Below are 17,690 nucleotides of genomic sequence, written 5' to 3' on the forward strand. Positions count from 1 at the left end.
GTTCGAAATTCATGACCGACAAACTCAACCGATTTTGGCCCCTCATCGCTTCGGTCGCATTCGCTGCCGTGCTGGCGGCCAATGCCGCTCAATCGGCCGCCACGGTGAAGGAAGCCAATCCGGCTTCGTCGCCCGACCGGACGGCCGAGCAGATGTTTGCCGACGCCCCTGATGGCGTCGACCCCGTGGTCACCGGCCCGGTCAGCGCCTCTTTCAAGCAGAGGCAGCGGGTTGCAGGCTGCGACAGCGCGGTGTGGCCGAAGATTCCGACGGTTTGCTACCCGGACTGACGGCTGCCCATTCCAGGCATAGCGATCCTTCGCACCGGCCCAAAGGCTTACGCCGACCGCACCGGATCGAGCGTCACCTTGTAAAGCTCGATGTCGTCGCGATCCATCAGCCGCACGGTCAGCTGCTCTGTCGCCCCTGAAATGTCCACCAGGCCAAAGAACTGCAGGCCGGCCGAGGGTGGCAGGTTCTGGCCCTGTTCGGTGGTCGGCGCCTTGATGAATTTCAGCTCCGGGCCGAAGGTCATGTCGAAATCATTGGGACCGAAGGTACCGGCGTGGATCGGGCCCGAGACGAATTCCCAGAAAGGATTGAAATCCTGGAACCGCGCCTTGTCGGGGTTGTAATAGTGCGCCGCCGTGTAGTGGACATCGGCGGTCAACCAGACCGTGTTGGTGATGCCGGCAGTCTTGATGTAGCGCAACAGGTCGGCGATCTCGAGCTCGCGGCCTTTGGGCAGGCCATTGTCGCCATTGCTGATGGCTTCCGCGCCGACCTTCTTGGCGCCGTCGTCCCAGACGACGAGGCCGAGCGGCATGTCGGCGGCAATGATCTTCCAGGTCGCCCTGGAATTCGTCAGCTCGCGCTTCAGCCATTTCGTCTGCTGTTCGCCCAGCATGCGTGACTGCGGCGTCATGTCCTCCTGCATGTCGGGGCCGTTCGGGCCGCGATAGGAGCGCATGTCGAGGAAGAACACGTCGAGCAGCGGCCCATGCGCGATCTTGCGGTAGAGGCGGCCGGGCTCGGACGGCTCGTAGCGGATCGTCGTCATCTCATGGAAGGCGCGCGCCGCACGCGCCGCGAGCACATGGATGGATTTTTCGGTGTAGCGGCTGTCGGCGCCGAGATTCTTCGAATCCGACCAGTTGTTCAGCACCTCGTGATCGTCCCACTGGTAGAAGGTCGGGCAGATGGCGCTCAAGGCCAGAACGTTTTTGTCCATCATGTTGTATTTCCACTGGTCGCGGTACTCATCCAGCGTCTCGGCCACCTTGCGCTTGCCGTCGATCAGGACGACGTTTTTCCACTTGCCGCCGCCAGGCAGGTCTACCTCGTCCTTCATGGCGCCATCGGCATAGATGGTGTCGCCGGAATGCAGGAAGAAATCCGGCGTGTGCCTGGCGATGGTGGCGTAGGTTTTCATGCCGGTCTCATCGATTCCCCAGCCCTGGCCGGCCGTGTCGCCCGACCAGGCGAATTTTATGTCGCGCTTCGAGGCGGGTGCTGTGCGGAAACGGCCGACGATCGGTTCGGAAACGGCGTTGATATCCGACAGGTCGGCGGCAGTCATCCGGTAGAAGATATCCTGGTCGGAGGCGAGGTCGGTAAGCAGGCGCTTGACCGTGAAGTCGCTGGCCGGCGAGGTATCGAGCGGCGCCAGCCGCGTCGCATTGGCGAAGTTTTCCGTCGACGACACTTCGAACATGACGCACGAAGGCCGGTCGGTGCGCGTCCACACCATGCCGCTCGAGGCATCGACATCGCCGGACTGGACGCCATGGGTGAAGGCCGGGCGCTGGCTGGCGCGCGAATAATAGGGCAAAGCGAGCCCCGATGCGCCGAGCAGACCGGCGGCGCTGGCAGAGGTGACGAAAGCGCGGCGGGTCAACGAGATCTTGTTCATGGCTGTCTCCTGATGGCTTCGAACGGTGCCAGCAAGCTCCAGCTTCAATGTTTCAGCCACATCTCGGGAAGATGAAACTTTGATAACAATCGACAGGTGATCTCCGCCCTTGAGGGGGGAGATGTCGCCGAAGGCGACAGAAGGGGGTCGCCTCGCTTGGAGCGCCGACCTCTGCGCAAGAGGCTGAGTCCGGTCGCACGGACCCCCTCTGGCCGCTTCGCGGCCATCTCCCCCCTGAGGGGGGAGATTAGTACCGCGCCTTACGCCGCTTGCGGCTCCGGATCGAAAGCCGGCCTGCTCGTATTGATCAGCAGCGACAGACACGCAGCCACGATCGCCGTCATGCCGGCGATCAGGAAAGCCAGTTCGTAATTGCCCTGCAATTCGCGCATGGTGCCGCCGAAGGCGGCGGCGGTGGCGGCGCCGACTTGGTGGCCGGCTACGATCCAGCCGAACACGATCGGGCCGCTGCGGTCACCGAAGGCCTCGTTGGCGAGCCTGAGCGTCGGCGGCACGGTGGCGATCCAGTCGAGACCGTAGAGCACCGCGAAGATGATCAGGCTGGTCGCCGAGAAGCCGGAATAGGGCAGATAGATCAGCGCCAGGCCGCGAATGCCGTAGTAGACGCCGAGCAGCTTGCGCGGGTCGAAACGGTCGGTGAGCCAGCCCGAGAGCGTCGTCCCGATCAGGTCGAAAATGCCCATAAGCGACAGCAGGCCCGCGGCCTGTACCTCGGGGATGCCCATGTCGCCGCAGAAGGAGATCAGATGCGTGCCGACCAGCCCGTTGGTGGTGAAGCCGCAGATGAAGAACGTGGCGAACAGATACCAGAAGACGCGGGTGCGGGCAGCGCGGCGTAGCGTGTTCAGCGTATGCGCCAGGAAATTGCCTTGCGATGCCGGCGATACCGGCGGCACGTCATCCGCCCCGGCGCCATAGCGCACCATGCCGATCGAAGCGGGACGCTCCGGAACCAACAGCCAGACCAGCGGCAGAAGACAGGCGGTGGCGATCGAGACGGCGATAGCGACGGGCTGCCAGCCGCCCGACTGGGCGAGCGATGCCAGCAGCGGCAGGAACACCAACAGGCCGGTGGCGCTGGAGGCCGACATCAGCCCCATCACCAAGCCGCGATTGGTCTTGAACCAGCGGTTGACGATGGTGGCGCCGAGCACGGTGGCGACCGCGCCGGAGCCGATGCCGGAAAACACGCCCCAGGTGAGGAACAGGTGCCAGGGCTCGGTCATCAGTAGGCTGAGCGCGGTCGAGCCCGACATGATCACAAGCGAGGCAAGCAGCGTGCGGCGCAAGCCGATACGCTCCATCAATGCGGCGGCAAACGGCCCGGTCAGGCCGTAAAGGAAGATGCCGATCGCAGCGGCAATCGAAACCGTATCGCGCCCCCAGCCGAAGCTTTTATCCAACGGCAGCATCATCACCGAGGGTGCGGAACGAAGCCCGGCCGCGATCAACAGGCAAAGGAAGATGACGCCAACCACGACGAAAGCGTAGCGCTGGCCAAAGGGACGGGATTGAGCTATCATGTTACTGACCGGTACGTTGCAGGGTGAGGACATGTATACGTACCGATCGGTAACACGTCAATCGAGTCATACCATGCCAACGGACAAAAATATTGAACTGACCATCAAGGACGGTCATGCAGCCGCACCGCCCAAGGCTGCCAAGAAAATCCTCGACGTGGCCTACGACCTGTTCTACCGCCGCGGCATCCGGGCGATCGGCGTCGACGAGATCGTCAAGCGCGCCGGCGTCACCAAGCCCAGCCTCTACCGCAGCTTTCCCTCCAAGGACGAGCTCGCCGCTTCCTATCTCAGGCAATATGACCGTGAGTATTGGGAGCGTTTCGACGAAGCCGTGGCTGCCCATCCCGGCGACCCGCGGGCACAGCTCAGGGCTTTCCTGACTCGCGTCGGCAAGCGCACGCAAAGGCCGGACTATCGCGGCTGCGGCATGACCAACGCGGCGGTGGAATATCCCGAACATGGCCATCCGGCGCGCGTCGTCAGCGAGGCCAACAAGCAGGAGTTGCGCCACCGCCTGCGCGCGATGGCCGCAGCGATGGGCGCTAAAGACCCTGAGACGCTCGGCGACGGCCTGCTGCTGTTGATCGAAGGCGCCTATATCAGTGGCCAGCTCTTCGGCCTCGGCGGCCCGGCGGCAGCGGTCGCCCGCAACGCCGACCTGCTGATCGAGGCGAGCTTGAAGAAATAGACCTCTTGCGATCCATTCCAACCGCAAGCAATATCGCTGTCATGTCAGCGATCAAAACAGAATCGCAGGTAACGACTTGAACATTGCTCAGACGATTTTGGACGATCTCAAAAAAATGTTCGGGATCAATTACATGAAGCGGGGCGACCTGGCGTTGATCTCGCACGAGGAAAAGAGGGATATTGCCACGGTCTTCGACCTGAACGAGCACAGGGTCAAGGAGGCCGTTCTGCGCAGAGTGCTTTTTCTGTTTTTGGTCGCATCGGTTGCGATGTATGTTGGGATGTATTTCGACGGCAAGGCACACGGCATTACCCAAACGGCGCGCATTCTGATCGCGTCGATAAGCGCAGTCGCTTTGGTATTTTTATACCTGGATGTTTTTGTTCCCGTCGTCCTGCTTGCCGCCTGCGCGTCACTCCTCGCAATCTGCTGGATGGACTACCAGGCGTTCGTTGCAGCCGCTTCGTTTTCCGCTTTGTACGCGCTATATTTTTTTGCGAGGCTCAGAGCCCGATAGCGAAATAACCACAGGGATTATTCGCCATGCGCGCTCTTCTGCTCTCGCTTGCCCTTGCCGGCCTCTGCCAGGTCGCCCATGCCGACGGAATATCCAGCGTCTACACCGACCTCGACTCGCAAAAGGATTGCGTCACCTATGCGAAGGCCGAGGAAGGTGACGGCGACTGGGCCGAACTCGCCTGCTCCGGCTATCGCGGCTATCCCGTGCTGATCGCCTATGACGATGCGCGTGAATCGCTGTTCTACGGGTTTCCGCCCGGCGGCGAGATGACCTCGGTCTGGGAGAGCTTTTCCGGCTTCAACTCGTCCGGCGCCAGGGTCGAATGGCGCATCGAGACCAAGGGCGACGTTGCCGTTCCCTTTGCCGTCATCCACCGCCGCTCGATCAGCAATCCCGAGGACGAGAACAAGCCGACCGAAGTGCTGCTCGTCGCCAAGGTCGCCCAGATGGAAGCCCGCGACGGCTGCACCATCGGCCTCGTGCTGGCCACCGGCAACCCGCAGGCCAACGACCAGGCGCGCAAGCTGGCGGACGAAAAGGCGAAGAGTTTCGCCTGTGGCAAGGACAAGCACACCGTCATCGGCAACGTCCCGGCTTTTGGCAGGGTGGATAACTAGCCACGTGGGTGCAAGGCACCCCCCTCTGCCCTGCCGGGCATCTCCCCCTCAAGGGGGGAGATTGGCAGCTTCGCTGGCGGCGCTTTTTCTTTCGGCGCTGAAAATTGACGAAAGCCGTTGCGACATCCGATCTCCCCCCTTGAGGGGGAGATGGCCGGCAGGCCAGAGGGGGGTGCCTCGCTGGCGTTTGCCGCTTACTTGAACGAGACGCAGGCCTCTCTCGGCGCTACTTTGCCGCCTTCGCCCGTGCGATCGCGTCGACGATCATCTTCTTGGCGTATTTGGAATCGTGCCAGCCTTCGATCTTGACCCATTTGCCGGGCTCGAGATCCTTGTAGTGCTCGAAAAAGTGCTGGACCTGGTCGCGGGTGATCTCGGGCAGCTGCGTGTATTCGGTGACGTTTTCGTAGCGCAGCGTCAGCTTCGGCGACGGCACGGCAATGACCTTCTCGTCCTGGCCGGCATTGTCTTCCATCACCAGCACGCCGATCGGTCGCACATTGATGACGCAGCCCGGCACCAGCGCGCGCGTGTTGCAGACCAGCACGTCGATCGGGTCGCCGTCGCCCGACAGCGTGTGCGGCACGAAACCGTAATTGCCGGGGTAGCGCATCGACGTATGTAGGAAACGGTCGACGAACAGCGTGCCGGCCTCCTTGTCCATCTCGTACTTGATCGGCTCGCCGCCGATCGGCACCTCGATGATGACGTTGATGTCCTCGGGCGGGTTCTTTCCGATGGCTATGGCTTCGATTCGCATGGCTTAAATCCCTCTCTCGATGTCCAAGATCGATAGCGGGCGGCGCGGCATGGTGCAATGCGGCGATTGGTGCGAAGCGCTAACGGAAGCGCACGGTTTATGATGATTTGTAACCGAGGCCGGTCATTCCCAGACGAAGGCGACCTTCTTGAGCGCCCTCTGCTCGAAAATCTCGACGCCTTCGGCGACGTCACGGCCACCCGCGCCGGCATAGAAGGAAAGTGCGTTCTGGTTGTCTTCCAGCGCCCACACCACCATTCCCTTCAGCCCGTGGTCGGCAAGCCGCGCCCGCGCCGCCTTGAACAGCCGGCTGCCGAGCCCGATGCCTTGATATTCCGGACGCAGGTAAAGTTCGTAGATTTCGCCCTGTTGCTTCAGCTCGCGGGCGCGGTTCTTGCCGATCGTGGCATAGCCGGCGATGGTGCCGCCGATCTCGACCACCAGAACGGTGGCGGCGCGGCGGATGGCGTTGGCCCACCAGTCGGCGCCGCGGCGGTTGATCATGGAGGTCAGCGAGCGATGCGGGATGATGCCGGAATAGGCGCCCTCCCAAGCCTGCTGGTGCACGTCCGCAATGGCGCCAGCGTCGCGCGGTTCGGCTTTCCTGATGTCGATGCTCAGCGTATTCATGATTTGTTAACCATAAACCCGGATCGGCCATTTGCAAGAGTCGAGGTCAGCCCGCCGACCGCTTTCTCACAGCCGATCGCGACACTGCTGACAATGGGCAAAGCCTGCCTGGAAACGCACCCAGCCGGCGCGGTCAGGCGTCCGTCCGGGTAGCGCGTGCTGGCTTTTCAGATCTCGACGAGATGATCGTCCAGTTCATTGGCATCGCCCGACGTCACCGGGAAATGCTCGGCCAGCACCGCGCCGACCTGCCCGATCGCCTTGACGAAGCCGTCGGCGAGCCGGTCGTCACCGGCATGCTGCAGGAGATCGCGCACCACGCCGTCCCAGACATGCTGGCCGACCTTGCTGTCGATGCCCGAATCGGCGACCACTTCGGCATAACGCTCGGCGATCGACACGAAGACCAACACGCCGGTGCGCGCCGTGGTGCGGTGGACATTGCGGGCGAGGAACTGCCTGAGCGCATTGTGATGTGCCGCCTGATAACGCTGCCGGCGCGGCACCAGATGGATGCGCAAGCCCGGCAGCGCCCACAAAAGCACCAACACCGAGGCCAGTGCCAGCAGTTGGACAATGACGAAATGCGGCAGCCGGATCGACAGCCACCAGGCTTCCAGCCCATAAGCGACGGCGAGGCTGGCAATCAGCATGCCTGATGTCGCCATGAAGGCGGCGGGAAAGAAATAGCCGTCGCTGGCATGCGCAACGACGCAGTAGATCTCGCCGTCGGTTTTGGCCTCGGCCGCGCGGATCGCGGTGGCGATGCGCTCATGGTCCTGTGGGCTGATCGGTCGTGTTGCCATCTTCTCTCACCAGCTCCCTGAAGACCCGCCACCGCCAGACGAACCGCCGCCGCCTGAAAACCCGCCGCCGCTGCTTGAGCCCGAAGACCAGCTGCTGCCCGAACTTCCCGATGACCATCCGCTGCCCGACGACGAACTTGTTGTCCAGCTGCTGGAGCCCGAGGACGATCCGCTCGGCCCCTGGCCGTAGCGAAAGGTCATGCCCAGCCATTTATACACGCCCGGCGACAGCTTGGTGCCGAAGATCGGCGGCAGGAAGGCCATCGCCAGGCCGCCGAAGAACATCGCCGCCCACAGGATCAGGAAGACCGCGACGACGGGATCGATGGGCGTGCTGCGGTCGGCCGGGTTGCGCTTGCCGCGCGCCTCCAGCTCTTCCGGGTTGCCTTCCAGCACCATGACCATGTCGTCGACGGCCTTGGAAATGCCGCCGGAGAAATCACCGGCGCGGAACGCCGGCACCATGTCGTTTTCGATGATCAGCTTGGTGTGCAGATCGGTCAGCGTGCCTTCCAGCCCGTAGCCGACCTCGATGCGCATCTTGTGGTCGTTCTTGGCCACCAGCAGAAGCACGCCGTTGTTTTCGCCGGCCTGGCCGAGTTTCCAGAAGCGGAACAGCCGGTTGGCGTAGGGTTCGATCTCCTCGCCGTCCAGGCTGGGGATGGTGGCGACGACGATCTGGTCGGAGCCTTTGGTCTCAAAATCCGCGAGCTTCTGCGTCAGTGCCGCCTTGGTCGCGGCGTCGATAATACCGGCATTGTCGACCACCCGCCCGGTGAGTGCCGGCAGGTCTGCCGCCAAGGCTACAAACAGCATGGTGAGCATCGTCAACAGGGCGATGCCGATCGTCGCGGCTGCGCGGCCAGGTCTTGGCGGATTGAAGACGCCTACTGTCATGCCGTCACCAGCTCCCCTCAACCACCATGACTGTCCTCAATCACCATGATCATGTCGTCGACCGCTTTGGAAATACCGCCGGAGAAATCCCCGGCGCGGAAGGCCGGCACCATGCCTTCAATGATCCGTGTGGCGTGCTGGTTGGTGAGCGTGGCTTCCAGCCCGTAGCCGACCTCGATGCGCATCTTGCGGTCGTTCACGGCCACCAGCAGAAGCACGCCATTGTTCTTGGCCTTCTGGCCGAGCTTCCAAGCGTTGAACAGCCGGGTGGCGTAAGGCTCGATCTCCTCGCCGTCGAGGCTGGGAACCGTCGCGACGACGATCTGGTCGGACCCTTTGGTCTCGAAATCGGCCAGTCTTTGGGTGAGCGCCGCCTCGGTCGCGGCATCGATGATGTCGGCATTGTCTACCACGCGTCCCGCGAGGGCGGGCAGCTCCGCTGCCAGCGCCGCGACGCTGACGAGCAAGACCAGCAAGGCAGCGCCGGTCATCGTGGCGAAGCGGCCATGCCAGGGATTGGCGATGCGTGTGGTCATCTCTTCACCAGCTTCCCGAGGAGCCGCCGCCGCCGGACGAACCGCCGCCGCCGGAAAAGCCGCCACCACCGCTTGAACCCGACGACCAGCCGCCCCCGCCCGAAGACCAGCCGCCGCTGGATGACCGCTTGTGCGGCTCGAATGTCATGCCGAGCCAGCGATAGCGGCCGGGACCGAGTTTTTGGCCGAAGATCGGCGGCAGGATGGAGGCGGCCATGCTGCCGAAGAAGATGATTGCCCAGATGCTGATGAAGACGCCGAAGAACAGATTGTCGGTATTGATGGGCGGCTTCTGGTTGCGCTCGCCGCGCGCCTCCAATTCCTCCGGATTGCCTTCCAGCACCATCACCATGTCGTCGACGGCCTTGGAAATGCCCCCGGAGAAATCGCCGGCGCGGAACGCCGGCACCATGTCGTTTTCGATGATCAGCTTGGTGTGCAAATCGGTCAGCGTGCCTTCCAGCCCATAGCCGACCTCGATGCGCATCTTGCGGTCGTTCGGCGCCACCAGCAGCAGCACGCCGTTGTTTTCCTTGGCCTGGCCGAGCTTCCAGAAGCGGAACAGCCGGTTGGCGTAAGGCTCAATCTCCTCGCCGTCGAGGCTGGGGATGGTTGCGACGACGATCTGGTCGGAGCCTCTGGTCTCGAAGTCGGCGAGTTTCTGGGTGAGCGCGGCTTTGGTGCCTGCATCGATGATCCCGGCATTGTCGACGACGCGGCCGGTCAGCGCGGGGAGGTCGGCGGCGAAGGCGGTGAGGGGCAGGAAGACGGCCAGAAAGGCGAGAAGAACACCAAGGTTGGCGTTCCTTCGCGTCCCCCTCTGTCCTGCCGGACATCTCCCCCGCAAGGGGGGAGATTGGCAGCTTCCTCGTCGACCCATCCCTTCAAACGTTGGCGATTGGCGAAAGCCAAAATGACAGCCGATCTCCCCCCTCGCGGGGGAGATGTCCGGCAGGACAGAGGGGGGTGTGAAGGAACGCAAGGCTGGCAAAGGCCAAGCTCACCCAGACGTCATCACCCGCCCTGCTTCGTGCCGAAATCGACCTTCGGCGGCTGCATCTTGTCTTCTTCGACGGTGAAGTTGGCGAAGGGCTCGTTGCTGCGGAACCAGAAGGTTGCCCATAGCACCGACGGAAAGGTCCTCAGCGTCAGATTGTAATCCTTGACCGCCAGGATGTAGTCGCGCCGCGCCACGGCGATACGGTTCTCGGTGCCTTCGAGCTGCGCCTGCAGCGCCAGGAAATTCTGGTTGGCCTTGAGGTCGGGATAGGCCTCCGACACCGCGATCAGCCGCGACAGCGCGCTGGTCAGCCCTGATTGCGCATCCTGGAACTTCTTGAGCGCTTCGGGGTCCTTCAGCGTTTCCGGCGTCACCGTGATCTGCGTTGCCTTGGCGCGCGCCTCGACCACCGCATCGAGCGTGTCCTTTTCATGCGAGGCATAGCCCTTCACCGTCTCGACCAAATTGGGAATGAGGTCGGACCGACGCTGATACTGGTTCAGCACCTCGCTCCATGCCGCCTTGGCGTTTTCCTCCGCCGTCGGGATGGTGTTGAAGCCGCAGCCGGCGAGCAGAGGCAGCACGACGGCCATCATCAGCACGGCCGGCAGACTGCGGAAAGGGAAGGCAAGGCGCTGGGCAAACATGGTGAGGTCCCTCGACAGAAGTTGCATGCGAAGCATTAGCACAATCCGCGCTCAAGAAAATGTCTGCCGCTGGCGCGCATTCCTGGCGCGCATTCATGCGCCGGCGAGGCCCTGTGATTGATCGCGCGAACACGGTATGGTTGCCGGCAAACAGGACAGGACCATGGCGGAAGGCCGCGACGATGACAGCGAATCGCGCCGCATTATCGAGCGCGTGGCGAACGAGGGCGGCCTTGGCGGCGCATCGCTGGTGTCACGGGCAGCGAAAGGCGCGCGCGATCATGTTACCGCAGCGGAGGCCGACCGATCCGATCCGATCGAGGTCTGGGGCACCCGCATCGGTCGCGCACTTGGGCTCATCGTCGCCCTCGGCCTTTTGATCTGGCTCGTGTACTACGTCTCCCGGGGCAGCTAGACCATGATCCTGAAAAGTGGGAACCGGTTTTCTCGGACAAGCGGGAACCGTTTTGTCCGGAGATCATGCTCCAACCAAAGAGATAGACCAGGATGACGATTCAGCGAAAAATTATCCGCATCTAGGATTTTCCATGAACAGCGAAAAAGCCGACGCGCCGCGCGCGGTCATCGTCATTTCCAGCCATGTCGCCCGCGGCTCGGTGGGCAACCGCGCCGCCGTGTTTGCGCTGGAGACGCTGGGCTTTCCCGTGTGGGCGGTACCGACGGTCATCTTGCCCTGGCATCCGGGCCATGGCCGCGCCACGCGCATCGTGCCGCCGCTCGACCAGTTCAAGGCGCTGATGGCCGATCTCGAGCGCGCGCCCTGGCTGGGTGAGGTCGGCGCGGTGCTGTCGGGCTATCTCGGCGAGGCCGGCCAGGCCGAGGCCGTCGCCTCGCTGGTTGCGGCGGTCAAGGCCAAGACGCCGGACGCGATTTATATATGCGATCCGGTGATGGGCGATTCCGGCGGGCTCTATGTGCCCGAGCCGACGGCCGCCGCGATGCGCGACCGGCTGATGCCGATCGCCGACATCGCCACCCCCAACCGCTATGAGCTGGAGTGGATGGCCGGCGCGCCTTTGCCCGATCTGAAATCGGTGATCTCGGCCGCCCTCCATGCCGGACCGTCAACAATGCTGGTGACGTCGGCACAGTCGATGATGACCGGCGGCACCGGCAATCTGCTGCTTGACGGCACCCAGGCGCTGCTGGCCGAACACCGCCTCATCGACAAGCCGCCGAATGGCCTCGGTGACCTGACTGCGGCCGTCTACCTCGCCCGCATCCTGTCGGGGCAGCCGCCGATCAAGGCGCTGCAATCGACCACCGCCGCCGTCTACGAAATCCTGGCGCGAACCGCCAAGCGTGGCGGCGACGAGTTGCAGCTTGAAACCGATGCCCAGAGCCTGTCGCATCCGATGGCGATGGTGCAACTGCGCCACCTCACGCATCCGGGGCGGGACCGCCGGGCGTGACCTCGACCGTGGTCGTCGGCGTCGACGGCTGCAAGGCCGGCTGGATCGCCGTCCGCCGCGATCTGGATGCCGCGCCGTCAGTCCGCGTCTTTCCCAGCTTTGCGACCCTGCTCGACGCCTTGCCCGCCGATGCGACAGTGGTCGTCGACATGCCGATCGGCCTGCCGGACGTCTCGAAAAGAGGCGGGCGCGGGCCGGAGACCTTGGTACGGCCAATGCTCGGAGCACGGCAATCCAGCGTCTTCTCTATCCCGTCCCGCCCGGCCCTCTACGCCGACACCAGCGGCTTCACCACGGTCGAGGCCTGGTATGAGGCACATCGGCGCGCCAGCGAGGTGGCCAAGGCGACCTCCGATCCGCCACGCGGCGTCTCGATCCAGGCCTTCGGCATCTTTGCCAAGATACGCGAGATCGACGCGCTGCTGATCGCACGTCCGCAACTGCGCCGCCGCGTCTTCGAATCGCATCCCGAAGTGGCCTTCTGCCGGCTGAACGGCGAAAAACCGATGACACTGCCGAAGAAGATCAAGGGCGCCGTCAATCCGGCCGGGATGGAAGAACGCAAGGCACTGCTCTGCCGGCACGGCTATACCAGAGCTTTCCTTGACCAGCCGCCGCAACGCGGTGCTGCCGCCGACGATTTCCTCGACGCCGCAGCGATGATGCTGATTGCCGGACGCATTGCCGGCGGGGAGGCAACGCCGTTTCCCGACCCGCCGCTTGCCGACCGTTTCGGCATTCCCCTGGCGATCTGGGCGTGAGGCAAGCGGCGCCATGCGTGCGGCATGGCGATTTGCGACGAAGCCATCCGCAATTCGGCATTGCCCGCGACGGGCATTTGCCGTTAGAGCCTTTCTAACTTGAAATGAGCTGCCGTCGCTAACCCCGAAAGGCTTCATCCCTAGCCCATGCCCCATCTCCCCGAACATCTTTGGACCGGCTACCGCAACTTCATGAATGGCCGCTATCTCACCGAGAGCGGACGCTATCGCGAGCTTGCCCGCGAGGGGCAGGCGCCCGAAACCATGATCGTTGCCTGCTGCGATTCCCGCTCTGCCCCCGAGGCGATCTTCGACGCCGGTCCGGGCGAACTGTTCGTCCTGCGCAATGTCGGCAATCTGGTGCCGCCCTATGCGCCGGACGGCGAGTTCCACTCGACCTCGGCCGCGCTCGAATTCGCCGTGCAGAGCCTGAAGGTGAAAAACATCGTGGTGATGGGCCATGGCCGCTGCGGCGGCATCCGCGCCGCGCTCGACACCAATTCGGCGCCGCTGTCGCCCGGCGACTTCATCGGCAAATGGATGAGCCTGATCGCGCCGGCGGCCGAAACCGTTTCGTCCAGCACGTTCATGACGACAACCGAACGGCAGACGGCGCTGGAGCGGATTTCCATCCGCTATTCGATCGCCAATCTCAGGACCTTCCCTTGCGTCTCCATCCTCGAAGGCAAGGGGCGGCTGTCGCTGCATGGCGCCTGGTTCGACATCTCGACCGGCGAGCTCTGGGTGATGAACAAGGACACCGGCGACTTCGAGCGGCCGGATTTGACGTAGACCCATGATCCCGAAAAGTGGGAACCGGTTTTCGGATAAGGGCATGGTCAAATAAGAGGAGGCAAGAATGCGGGTTTGGCCTGCGATCGCTTTCGCCGTAGCGGCGCTGCTGATTTCGCTCGTCCCTGCCCGCTCCGATGACGGCGCCATTATCGACCGCTGGTATTCGGCGCTGCTGGTCGCCGATCGCACCGAATTGTCGGACCTGCTCGCCGACGATGTCCGCATCAAGCTCGACGATGTCGGCGTCGTACAGTCGAAGCAGGAGTTCATCGCGTCGATCGACGAATGGAAGGGCGCGGTCGCCGGAGCCGCAATCCGGCATCGCGTCGAAAAGAGCGAGGCCGGCGTCACAACTGTCATCGCCTGCTATGATTTCCCCAACAATGACATGCTGATGCAGGAGACGTTCGCCGTCACCGGCAACCGCATCACCGCCAGTTCGCAAGCGGCGATCGCGGAAAATTGCGACGGCTTCTGACGCGGGCTTGAACGGCCGCGCTGTTGCGCCGCGCCAGTCATCGCCCTACATCGGTCAGCAAGCTCCGCCAATCATCGAAAGATCCCCCATGCCGTCCACGAAAACCGTCGATCTCGCCGCCCATCCGCTGACCAAATGGCAAGGGCCGCTCGGCCTGCCGGATTTTGCCAGCATCGGCGACGACGATTTCTCCTCGGTGTTCGACGCGGCGCTGAAGGCACATGAGGCCGAAATCGATGCGATCGCCGGCAACAAGGATGCGCCGACCATCGAGAATACGCTGGCAGCCCTCGAGCTCGCCGGTGAGCCGCTCGACCATGTCTCGTCGATCTTCTGGTGCCGGGCCGGCGCCCACACCAACGATGCGATCCAGGCGCTGGAGCGCGATATCTCGCCAAAAATGTCGAGGCATTTCTCGGCGATCTCGATGAACGAGAAATTGTTTGCCCGCGTCGACGATCTCTACCAGCGCCGTGAGACGCTCAAACTCGACGCCGAGACGCTGCGGGTGCTGGAGAAGACCTGGAAAGGCTTTGTGCGATCGGGCGCAAAACTCGACGCCGACGGCAAGAAGCGGCTGGCCAACATCAGCGAGGAGCTGTCCTCGCTCGGCACGACCTTCGGCCAGAACGTGCTGGCCGACGAGCGCGACTGGGCGCTTTTCCTCGACGAGGCTGATCTTGCGGGCCTGCCGGACTTCGTGAAGAGTTCGATGGCCGAAGCCGCCGAGACGCGCGGCCAGAAAGGCCGCTACGCAGTCACCTTGTCGCGCTCTATCTATGAGCCGTTCACGACCTTCTCCGAACGCCGCGACCTGCGCGAGAGCGCCTTCCGCGCTTTCACCATGCGCGGCCAGAATGGCGGCGCCAGCGACAACACCGCAGTGGTGCGCGACATGCTGAAACTGCGCGCCGAAAAGGCCAGGCTGCTAGGCTATGCCTCGTTCGCCGCGCTGAAACTCGACGACACCATGGCCAAGACGCCGAAGGCGGTGCACGACCTCCTCGACCCGGTCTGGGAGAAAGCGCTGGAGAAGGCCGCCGCCGACCAGAAGGAGCTGGAGCGGCTGGCGACCAAGGCAGGCAGCAACGAAAAATTCGCCGCCTGGGACTGGCGCTTCTACCAGGAGAAATTGCGCGCCGAAAAATTCGCCTTCGACGAGGCGGAACTGAAACCCTATCTGCAACTCGACCGCATCATCGACGCCTGCTTCGACGTCGCCACAAAACTGTTCGGCATCACTTTCGAGGAGAAGAAGGGCATCGCCGCCTGGCATCCCGACGCGCGCGTCTTCGTGGTGAAGAACGCCGATGGCAGCGAGCGCGGCCTGTTCCTCGCCGACTATTTCGCCCGGTCCTCGAAGCGCTCCGGCGCGTGGATGAGCGCGCTGAAGTCGGGCTACAAGCTTGGCGATGGCTCCAAGCCGGTGATCTACAATATCATGAACTTCGCCAAGCCGCCGGCCGGGGAAGCAGCGCTGTTGTCGGTCGATGAGGCCAAGACCCTGTTCCACGAGTTCGGCCATGCTTTGCACGGCATGCTGACCGACGTCACCTGGCCGTCGGTGGCGGGCACCTCGGTTTCCCGCGATTTCGTCGAACTGCCTTCGCAGCTCTACGAGCACTGGCTGACGGTGCCCGCAGTGCTGGAAAAGCATGCGCTGCATGTTAAGACCGGCAAGCCGATGCCGAAGTCGCTGCTCGACAAGATGCTGGCCGCCCGCACGTTCGGCGCCGGTTTCGCCACGGTCGAGTTCACAGCGTCGGCGCTGATCGACATGGCGTATCACGCGCGGCCGGATGCGCCGGCGGAACCGCTGCGTTTCGAAGCCGAAACGCTGGAAAAGCTTGATATGCCCGACACCATCGCCATGCGTCATCGCACCCCGCATTTCGGCCATATCTTCTCCGGCGACGGTTATTCAGCCGGCTACTATTCCTACATGTGGTCGGAAGTGCTCGACGCCGACGCCTTCGCCGCCTTCGAGGAGACCGGCGATCCCTTCAACCCGGCGCTGGCGGAACGGCTTCGGAAGAATATCTATGCCGCTGGCGGGTCGAAGGATCCGGAGGAGCTGTACACGGCGTTCCGCGGCAAGATGCCTTCGCCGGAAGCGATGATGGTGAAGCGGGGATTGCTATAGCGCCGCCTTATCTCCCCCCTCGAGGGGGAGATCACTAGCGCCAAGGATCCGCCACCCGTGGCCACACCGGCCGCGTCAGCTTCCTGTAATCCGTCACCGCCGGATTGCTCGGATACGAGCTCGGCGCCGAGACATAGATGATCTCCGCCGCGATCGGTTCAAAGCCGGCGTAGAAATGGTTGGTTGACTTGATCAGCAATATGTCCTTCGACAACGGATCGACACCGATGTTGGAGAAGACATCCGGCTCGAAGGTCTGCGTGCGGTTGGTGTTGAGGATGATGTCGATTTCGGTGCCTTCGAGCCGCACCAGCGCCGTCGGTCCGAGCGTCACCCGGCTCGGCCCGAAGCTCTGCCAGCCCTCGGGGACGGCTTTCAACACCTTGACGCGCGCATCGATCGGTTCGCCGGCCAGCGGCCCGGCCTTGCCGCCGAAGCGCAGGTCGATGACGGCGCCTTCGCCTGCCGCCTGGCAAAAGGTGACAGCGATCGGGTCCCAGATCGTCGCCACGCCAAAATTGTCCACGCCCTGTTCCAGCATGGCGCGCAGCACGACCGTACCGTCGCCGGCGACGCCACCGCCGGGATTGTCCCAGATGTCGGCAATCACAACCGGCTTGCCGGGATTTTCCTTGCGCACGGCCAGTGCCCGCGCGATGCCGTCCTCGGTGTTCAGCATCGTCATCGCCGTCCTTTCGCGGATGGCGTAAAGCTCGTGCCCTAGCCTCTCCGCCAGCGCATCGCCCTTGGCCTTGTCATTGTCAGTGACGACCAGGATGCGCGTGCCCATTTCCGGCACGTCCGCGGCCATGAAGCCATGGATGACCGAGACCGACAGCACGCCGTCCTTGCCGTGCAGCGCCTTGATGCGGTCGACGAAGGAGCGCATCGGCTCGCGGCTGGTCGGCAGCACCTGGATCATGCGGCAGTCGAACGTCGAGATCACCGGCTTGATCTCGTCGCGCGCCGCCGCCAATCCAAGCTCGACGACATGTTCGCCGCGCTCATAGAAGTCGGTGTGCGGGAATTCGAGGAAATAGGCCATGACATTGCATGCCGCGACGCGCTTTGGGGTCAGATGACTGTGCGGGTCGAGCTCGACCGCGATCACCACGTCGGGCCCGACGATTGCGCGAACCCGTTCCAGCAGATCGCCTTCGCAATCGTTATAGCCTTGCGCCACCATGGCGCCGTGCAGGCCGAGGATGACGGCGTCGACCGGCAAGGCTGCCTTCAACTGGCCGAGAATCTCGTCGCGCAACGACTCATAGGTCTGCCGCTGCACCAGCCCGCCCGGCTCCGCCCAGGTGGCGGTGCCTTCGATGACGGTCAGCCCTTCGGCAGCCGCACGCCGGCGCAGCGCGACCATCGGCGAGGAGCACAAGGTCGGCGTGTCTGGATGCTTGCCCGGCCCGGCATAGAACGCCATCTCGAACGACGCCCGGTCGGTCGGCACCGGCGAGAAGGTGTTGGTTTCGGTCGCCAGCGAGGCGGTGAAGATGCGCATGAAAGCTCCG

At 63.5% G+C, this 17,690-nt stretch carries 19 protein-coding genes and 1 pseudogene; 10 read left to right on the forward strand and 10 right to left on the reverse strand.

What is annotated here, in order from left to right:
- The first annotated feature begins 11 nt into the window (after window positions 1-11).
- A complete protein-coding gene (locus NKI64_RS03385; RefSeq protein WP_245262865.1) occupies window positions 12-290 on the forward strand; it encodes a hypothetical protein in 279 nt (92 codons plus the stop codon).
- A gap of 47 nt (window positions 291-337) precedes the next feature.
- On the opposite strand, the gene NKI64_RS03390 is transcribed toward NKI64_RS03385, so the two are convergent.
- Window positions 338-1,912 (reverse strand): alkaline phosphatase D family protein, encoded by a 1,575-nt coding sequence (locus tag NKI64_RS03390; protein ID WP_352666485.1) that lies wholly within the window; start codon window positions 1,910-1,912, stop codon window positions 338-340.
- 260 nt (window positions 1,913-2,172) lie between these two features.
- The gene (locus tag NKI64_RS03395; protein ID WP_031198487.1) at window positions 2,173-3,456 is read right to left on the reverse strand and encodes an MFS transporter; all 1,284 of its coding nucleotides are present in this window, start codon (window positions 3,454-3,456) and stop codon (window positions 2,173-2,175) included.
- 73 nt (window positions 3,457-3,529) lie between these two features.
- Here NKI64_RS03395 and NKI64_RS03400 point away from each other — a divergent pair, with 73 nt between their 5' ends.
- From NKI64_RS03400 to NKI64_RS03410, 3 genes are all read left to right on the forward strand, one after another.
- Window positions 3,530-4,147, forward strand: a complete 618-nt coding sequence (locus NKI64_RS03400) for a TetR/AcrR family transcriptional regulator (RefSeq protein ID WP_023681427.1) — start codon at window positions 3,530-3,532, stop codon at window positions 4,145-4,147.
- 76 nt (window positions 4,148-4,223) lie between these two features.
- On the forward strand, window positions 4,224-4,667 hold the full coding sequence (locus tag NKI64_RS03405; protein WP_023681428.1) for a hypothetical protein: 444 nt from the start codon (window positions 4,224-4,226) through the stop codon (window positions 4,665-4,667).
- A 26-nt stretch (window positions 4,668-4,693) separates the two neighbouring features.
- A complete protein-coding gene (locus tag NKI64_RS03410) occupies window positions 4,694-5,287 on the forward strand; it encodes a hypothetical protein (protein WP_023736818.1) in 594 nt (197 codons plus the stop codon).
- Between the two features lie 226 nt (window positions 5,288-5,513).
- Here the strand turns inward: NKI64_RS03410 and ppa are convergent, their stop codons facing one another.
- From ppa to NKI64_RS03445, 7 genes and pseudogenes are all read right to left on the reverse strand, one after another.
- The gene (gene ppa, locus NKI64_RS03415; protein WP_023668623.1) at window positions 5,514-6,047 is read right to left on the reverse strand and encodes an inorganic diphosphatase; all 534 of its coding nucleotides are present in this window, start codon (window positions 6,045-6,047) and stop codon (window positions 5,514-5,516) included.
- Between the two features lie 123 nt (window positions 6,048-6,170).
- Complete coding sequence (locus NKI64_RS03420; protein WP_023668622.1) at window positions 6,171-6,677, reverse strand: GNAT family N-acetyltransferase; 507 nt, start codon at window positions 6,675-6,677, stop codon at window positions 6,171-6,173.
- A 167-nt stretch (window positions 6,678-6,844) separates the two neighbouring features.
- Window positions 6,845-7,483, reverse strand: a complete 639-nt coding sequence (locus tag NKI64_RS03425) for a TPM domain-containing protein (protein WP_023668621.1) — start codon at window positions 7,481-7,483, stop codon at window positions 6,845-6,847.
- Between the two features lie 6 nt (window positions 7,484-7,489).
- Complete coding sequence (locus NKI64_RS03430; RefSeq protein WP_023736817.1) at window positions 7,490-8,380, reverse strand: TPM domain-containing protein; 891 nt, start codon at window positions 8,378-8,380, stop codon at window positions 7,490-7,492.
- A 35-nt stretch (window positions 8,381-8,415) separates the two neighbouring features.
- Window positions 8,416-8,871, reverse strand: a pseudogene (locus tag NKI64_RS03435) (TPM domain-containing protein); the annotation flags it as partial.
- A gap of 49 nt (window positions 8,872-8,920) precedes the next feature.
- Entirely contained in the window at window positions 8,921-9,763 is an 843-nt protein-coding gene (locus NKI64_RS03440) for a TPM domain-containing protein (RefSeq protein ID WP_023736816.1), read from the reverse strand.
- A gap of 167 nt (window positions 9,764-9,930) precedes the next feature.
- Window positions 9,931-10,563, reverse strand: coding sequence for a LemA family protein (locus tag NKI64_RS03445; RefSeq protein ID WP_023681434.1), 633 nt, complete (start codon window positions 10,561-10,563; stop codon window positions 9,931-9,933).
- 163 nt (window positions 10,564-10,726) lie between these two features.
- Between NKI64_RS03445 and NKI64_RS03450 the strand changes: the two genes are divergently transcribed.
- The 6 genes from NKI64_RS03450 to NKI64_RS03475 all read left to right on the forward strand — a co-directional run bounded on the left by NKI64_RS03450 (window position 10,727) and on the right by NKI64_RS03475 (window position 16,173).
- Window positions 10,727-10,978, forward strand: coding sequence for a hypothetical protein (locus NKI64_RS03450; protein WP_023698736.1), 252 nt, complete (start codon window positions 10,727-10,729; stop codon window positions 10,976-10,978).
- Window positions 10,979-11,111: 133 nt separating this feature from the next.
- Entirely contained in the window at window positions 11,112-11,996 is an 885-nt protein-coding gene (gene pdxY, locus NKI64_RS03455) for a pyridoxal kinase PdxY (protein ID WP_023668615.1), read from the forward strand.
- Window positions 11,993-12,757: a DUF429 domain-containing protein gene (locus NKI64_RS03460; protein ID WP_023693218.1), complete on the forward strand. Its 765-nt coding sequence runs from the start codon at window positions 11,993-11,995 to the stop codon at window positions 12,755-12,757. Before pdxY ends, NKI64_RS03460 begins: the two co-directional genes overlap by 4 nt.
- Before the next feature lie 147 nt (window positions 12,758-12,904).
- The gene (locus NKI64_RS03465; protein ID WP_023668613.1) at window positions 12,905-13,549 is read left to right on the forward strand and encodes a carbonic anhydrase; all 645 of its coding nucleotides are present in this window, start codon (window positions 12,905-12,907) and stop codon (window positions 13,547-13,549) included.
- Window positions 13,550-13,616: 67 nt separating this feature from the next.
- Window positions 13,617-14,030 (forward strand): hypothetical protein, encoded by a 414-nt coding sequence (locus NKI64_RS03470; RefSeq protein ID WP_023830140.1) that lies wholly within the window; start codon window positions 13,617-13,619, stop codon window positions 14,028-14,030.
- Window positions 14,031-14,118: 88 nt separating this feature from the next.
- Window positions 14,119-16,173 (forward strand): M3 family metallopeptidase, encoded by a 2,055-nt coding sequence (locus NKI64_RS03475; RefSeq protein WP_023688838.1) that lies wholly within the window; start codon window positions 14,119-14,121, stop codon window positions 16,171-16,173.
- A gap of 34 nt (window positions 16,174-16,207) precedes the next feature.
- Here NKI64_RS03475 and NKI64_RS03480 read toward each other — a convergent pair whose 3' ends face one another.
- Window positions 16,208-17,680, reverse strand: a complete 1,473-nt coding sequence (locus NKI64_RS03480; protein ID WP_352666490.1) for a M81 family metallopeptidase — start codon at window positions 17,678-17,680, stop codon at window positions 16,208-16,210.
- Window positions 17,681-17,690: the final 10 nt, after the last annotated feature.

The organism is Mesorhizobium sp. M0478 (assembly GCF_040321305.1).
Taxonomy (GTDB): Bacteria; Pseudomonadota; Alphaproteobacteria; order Rhizobiales; family Rhizobiaceae; genus Mesorhizobium.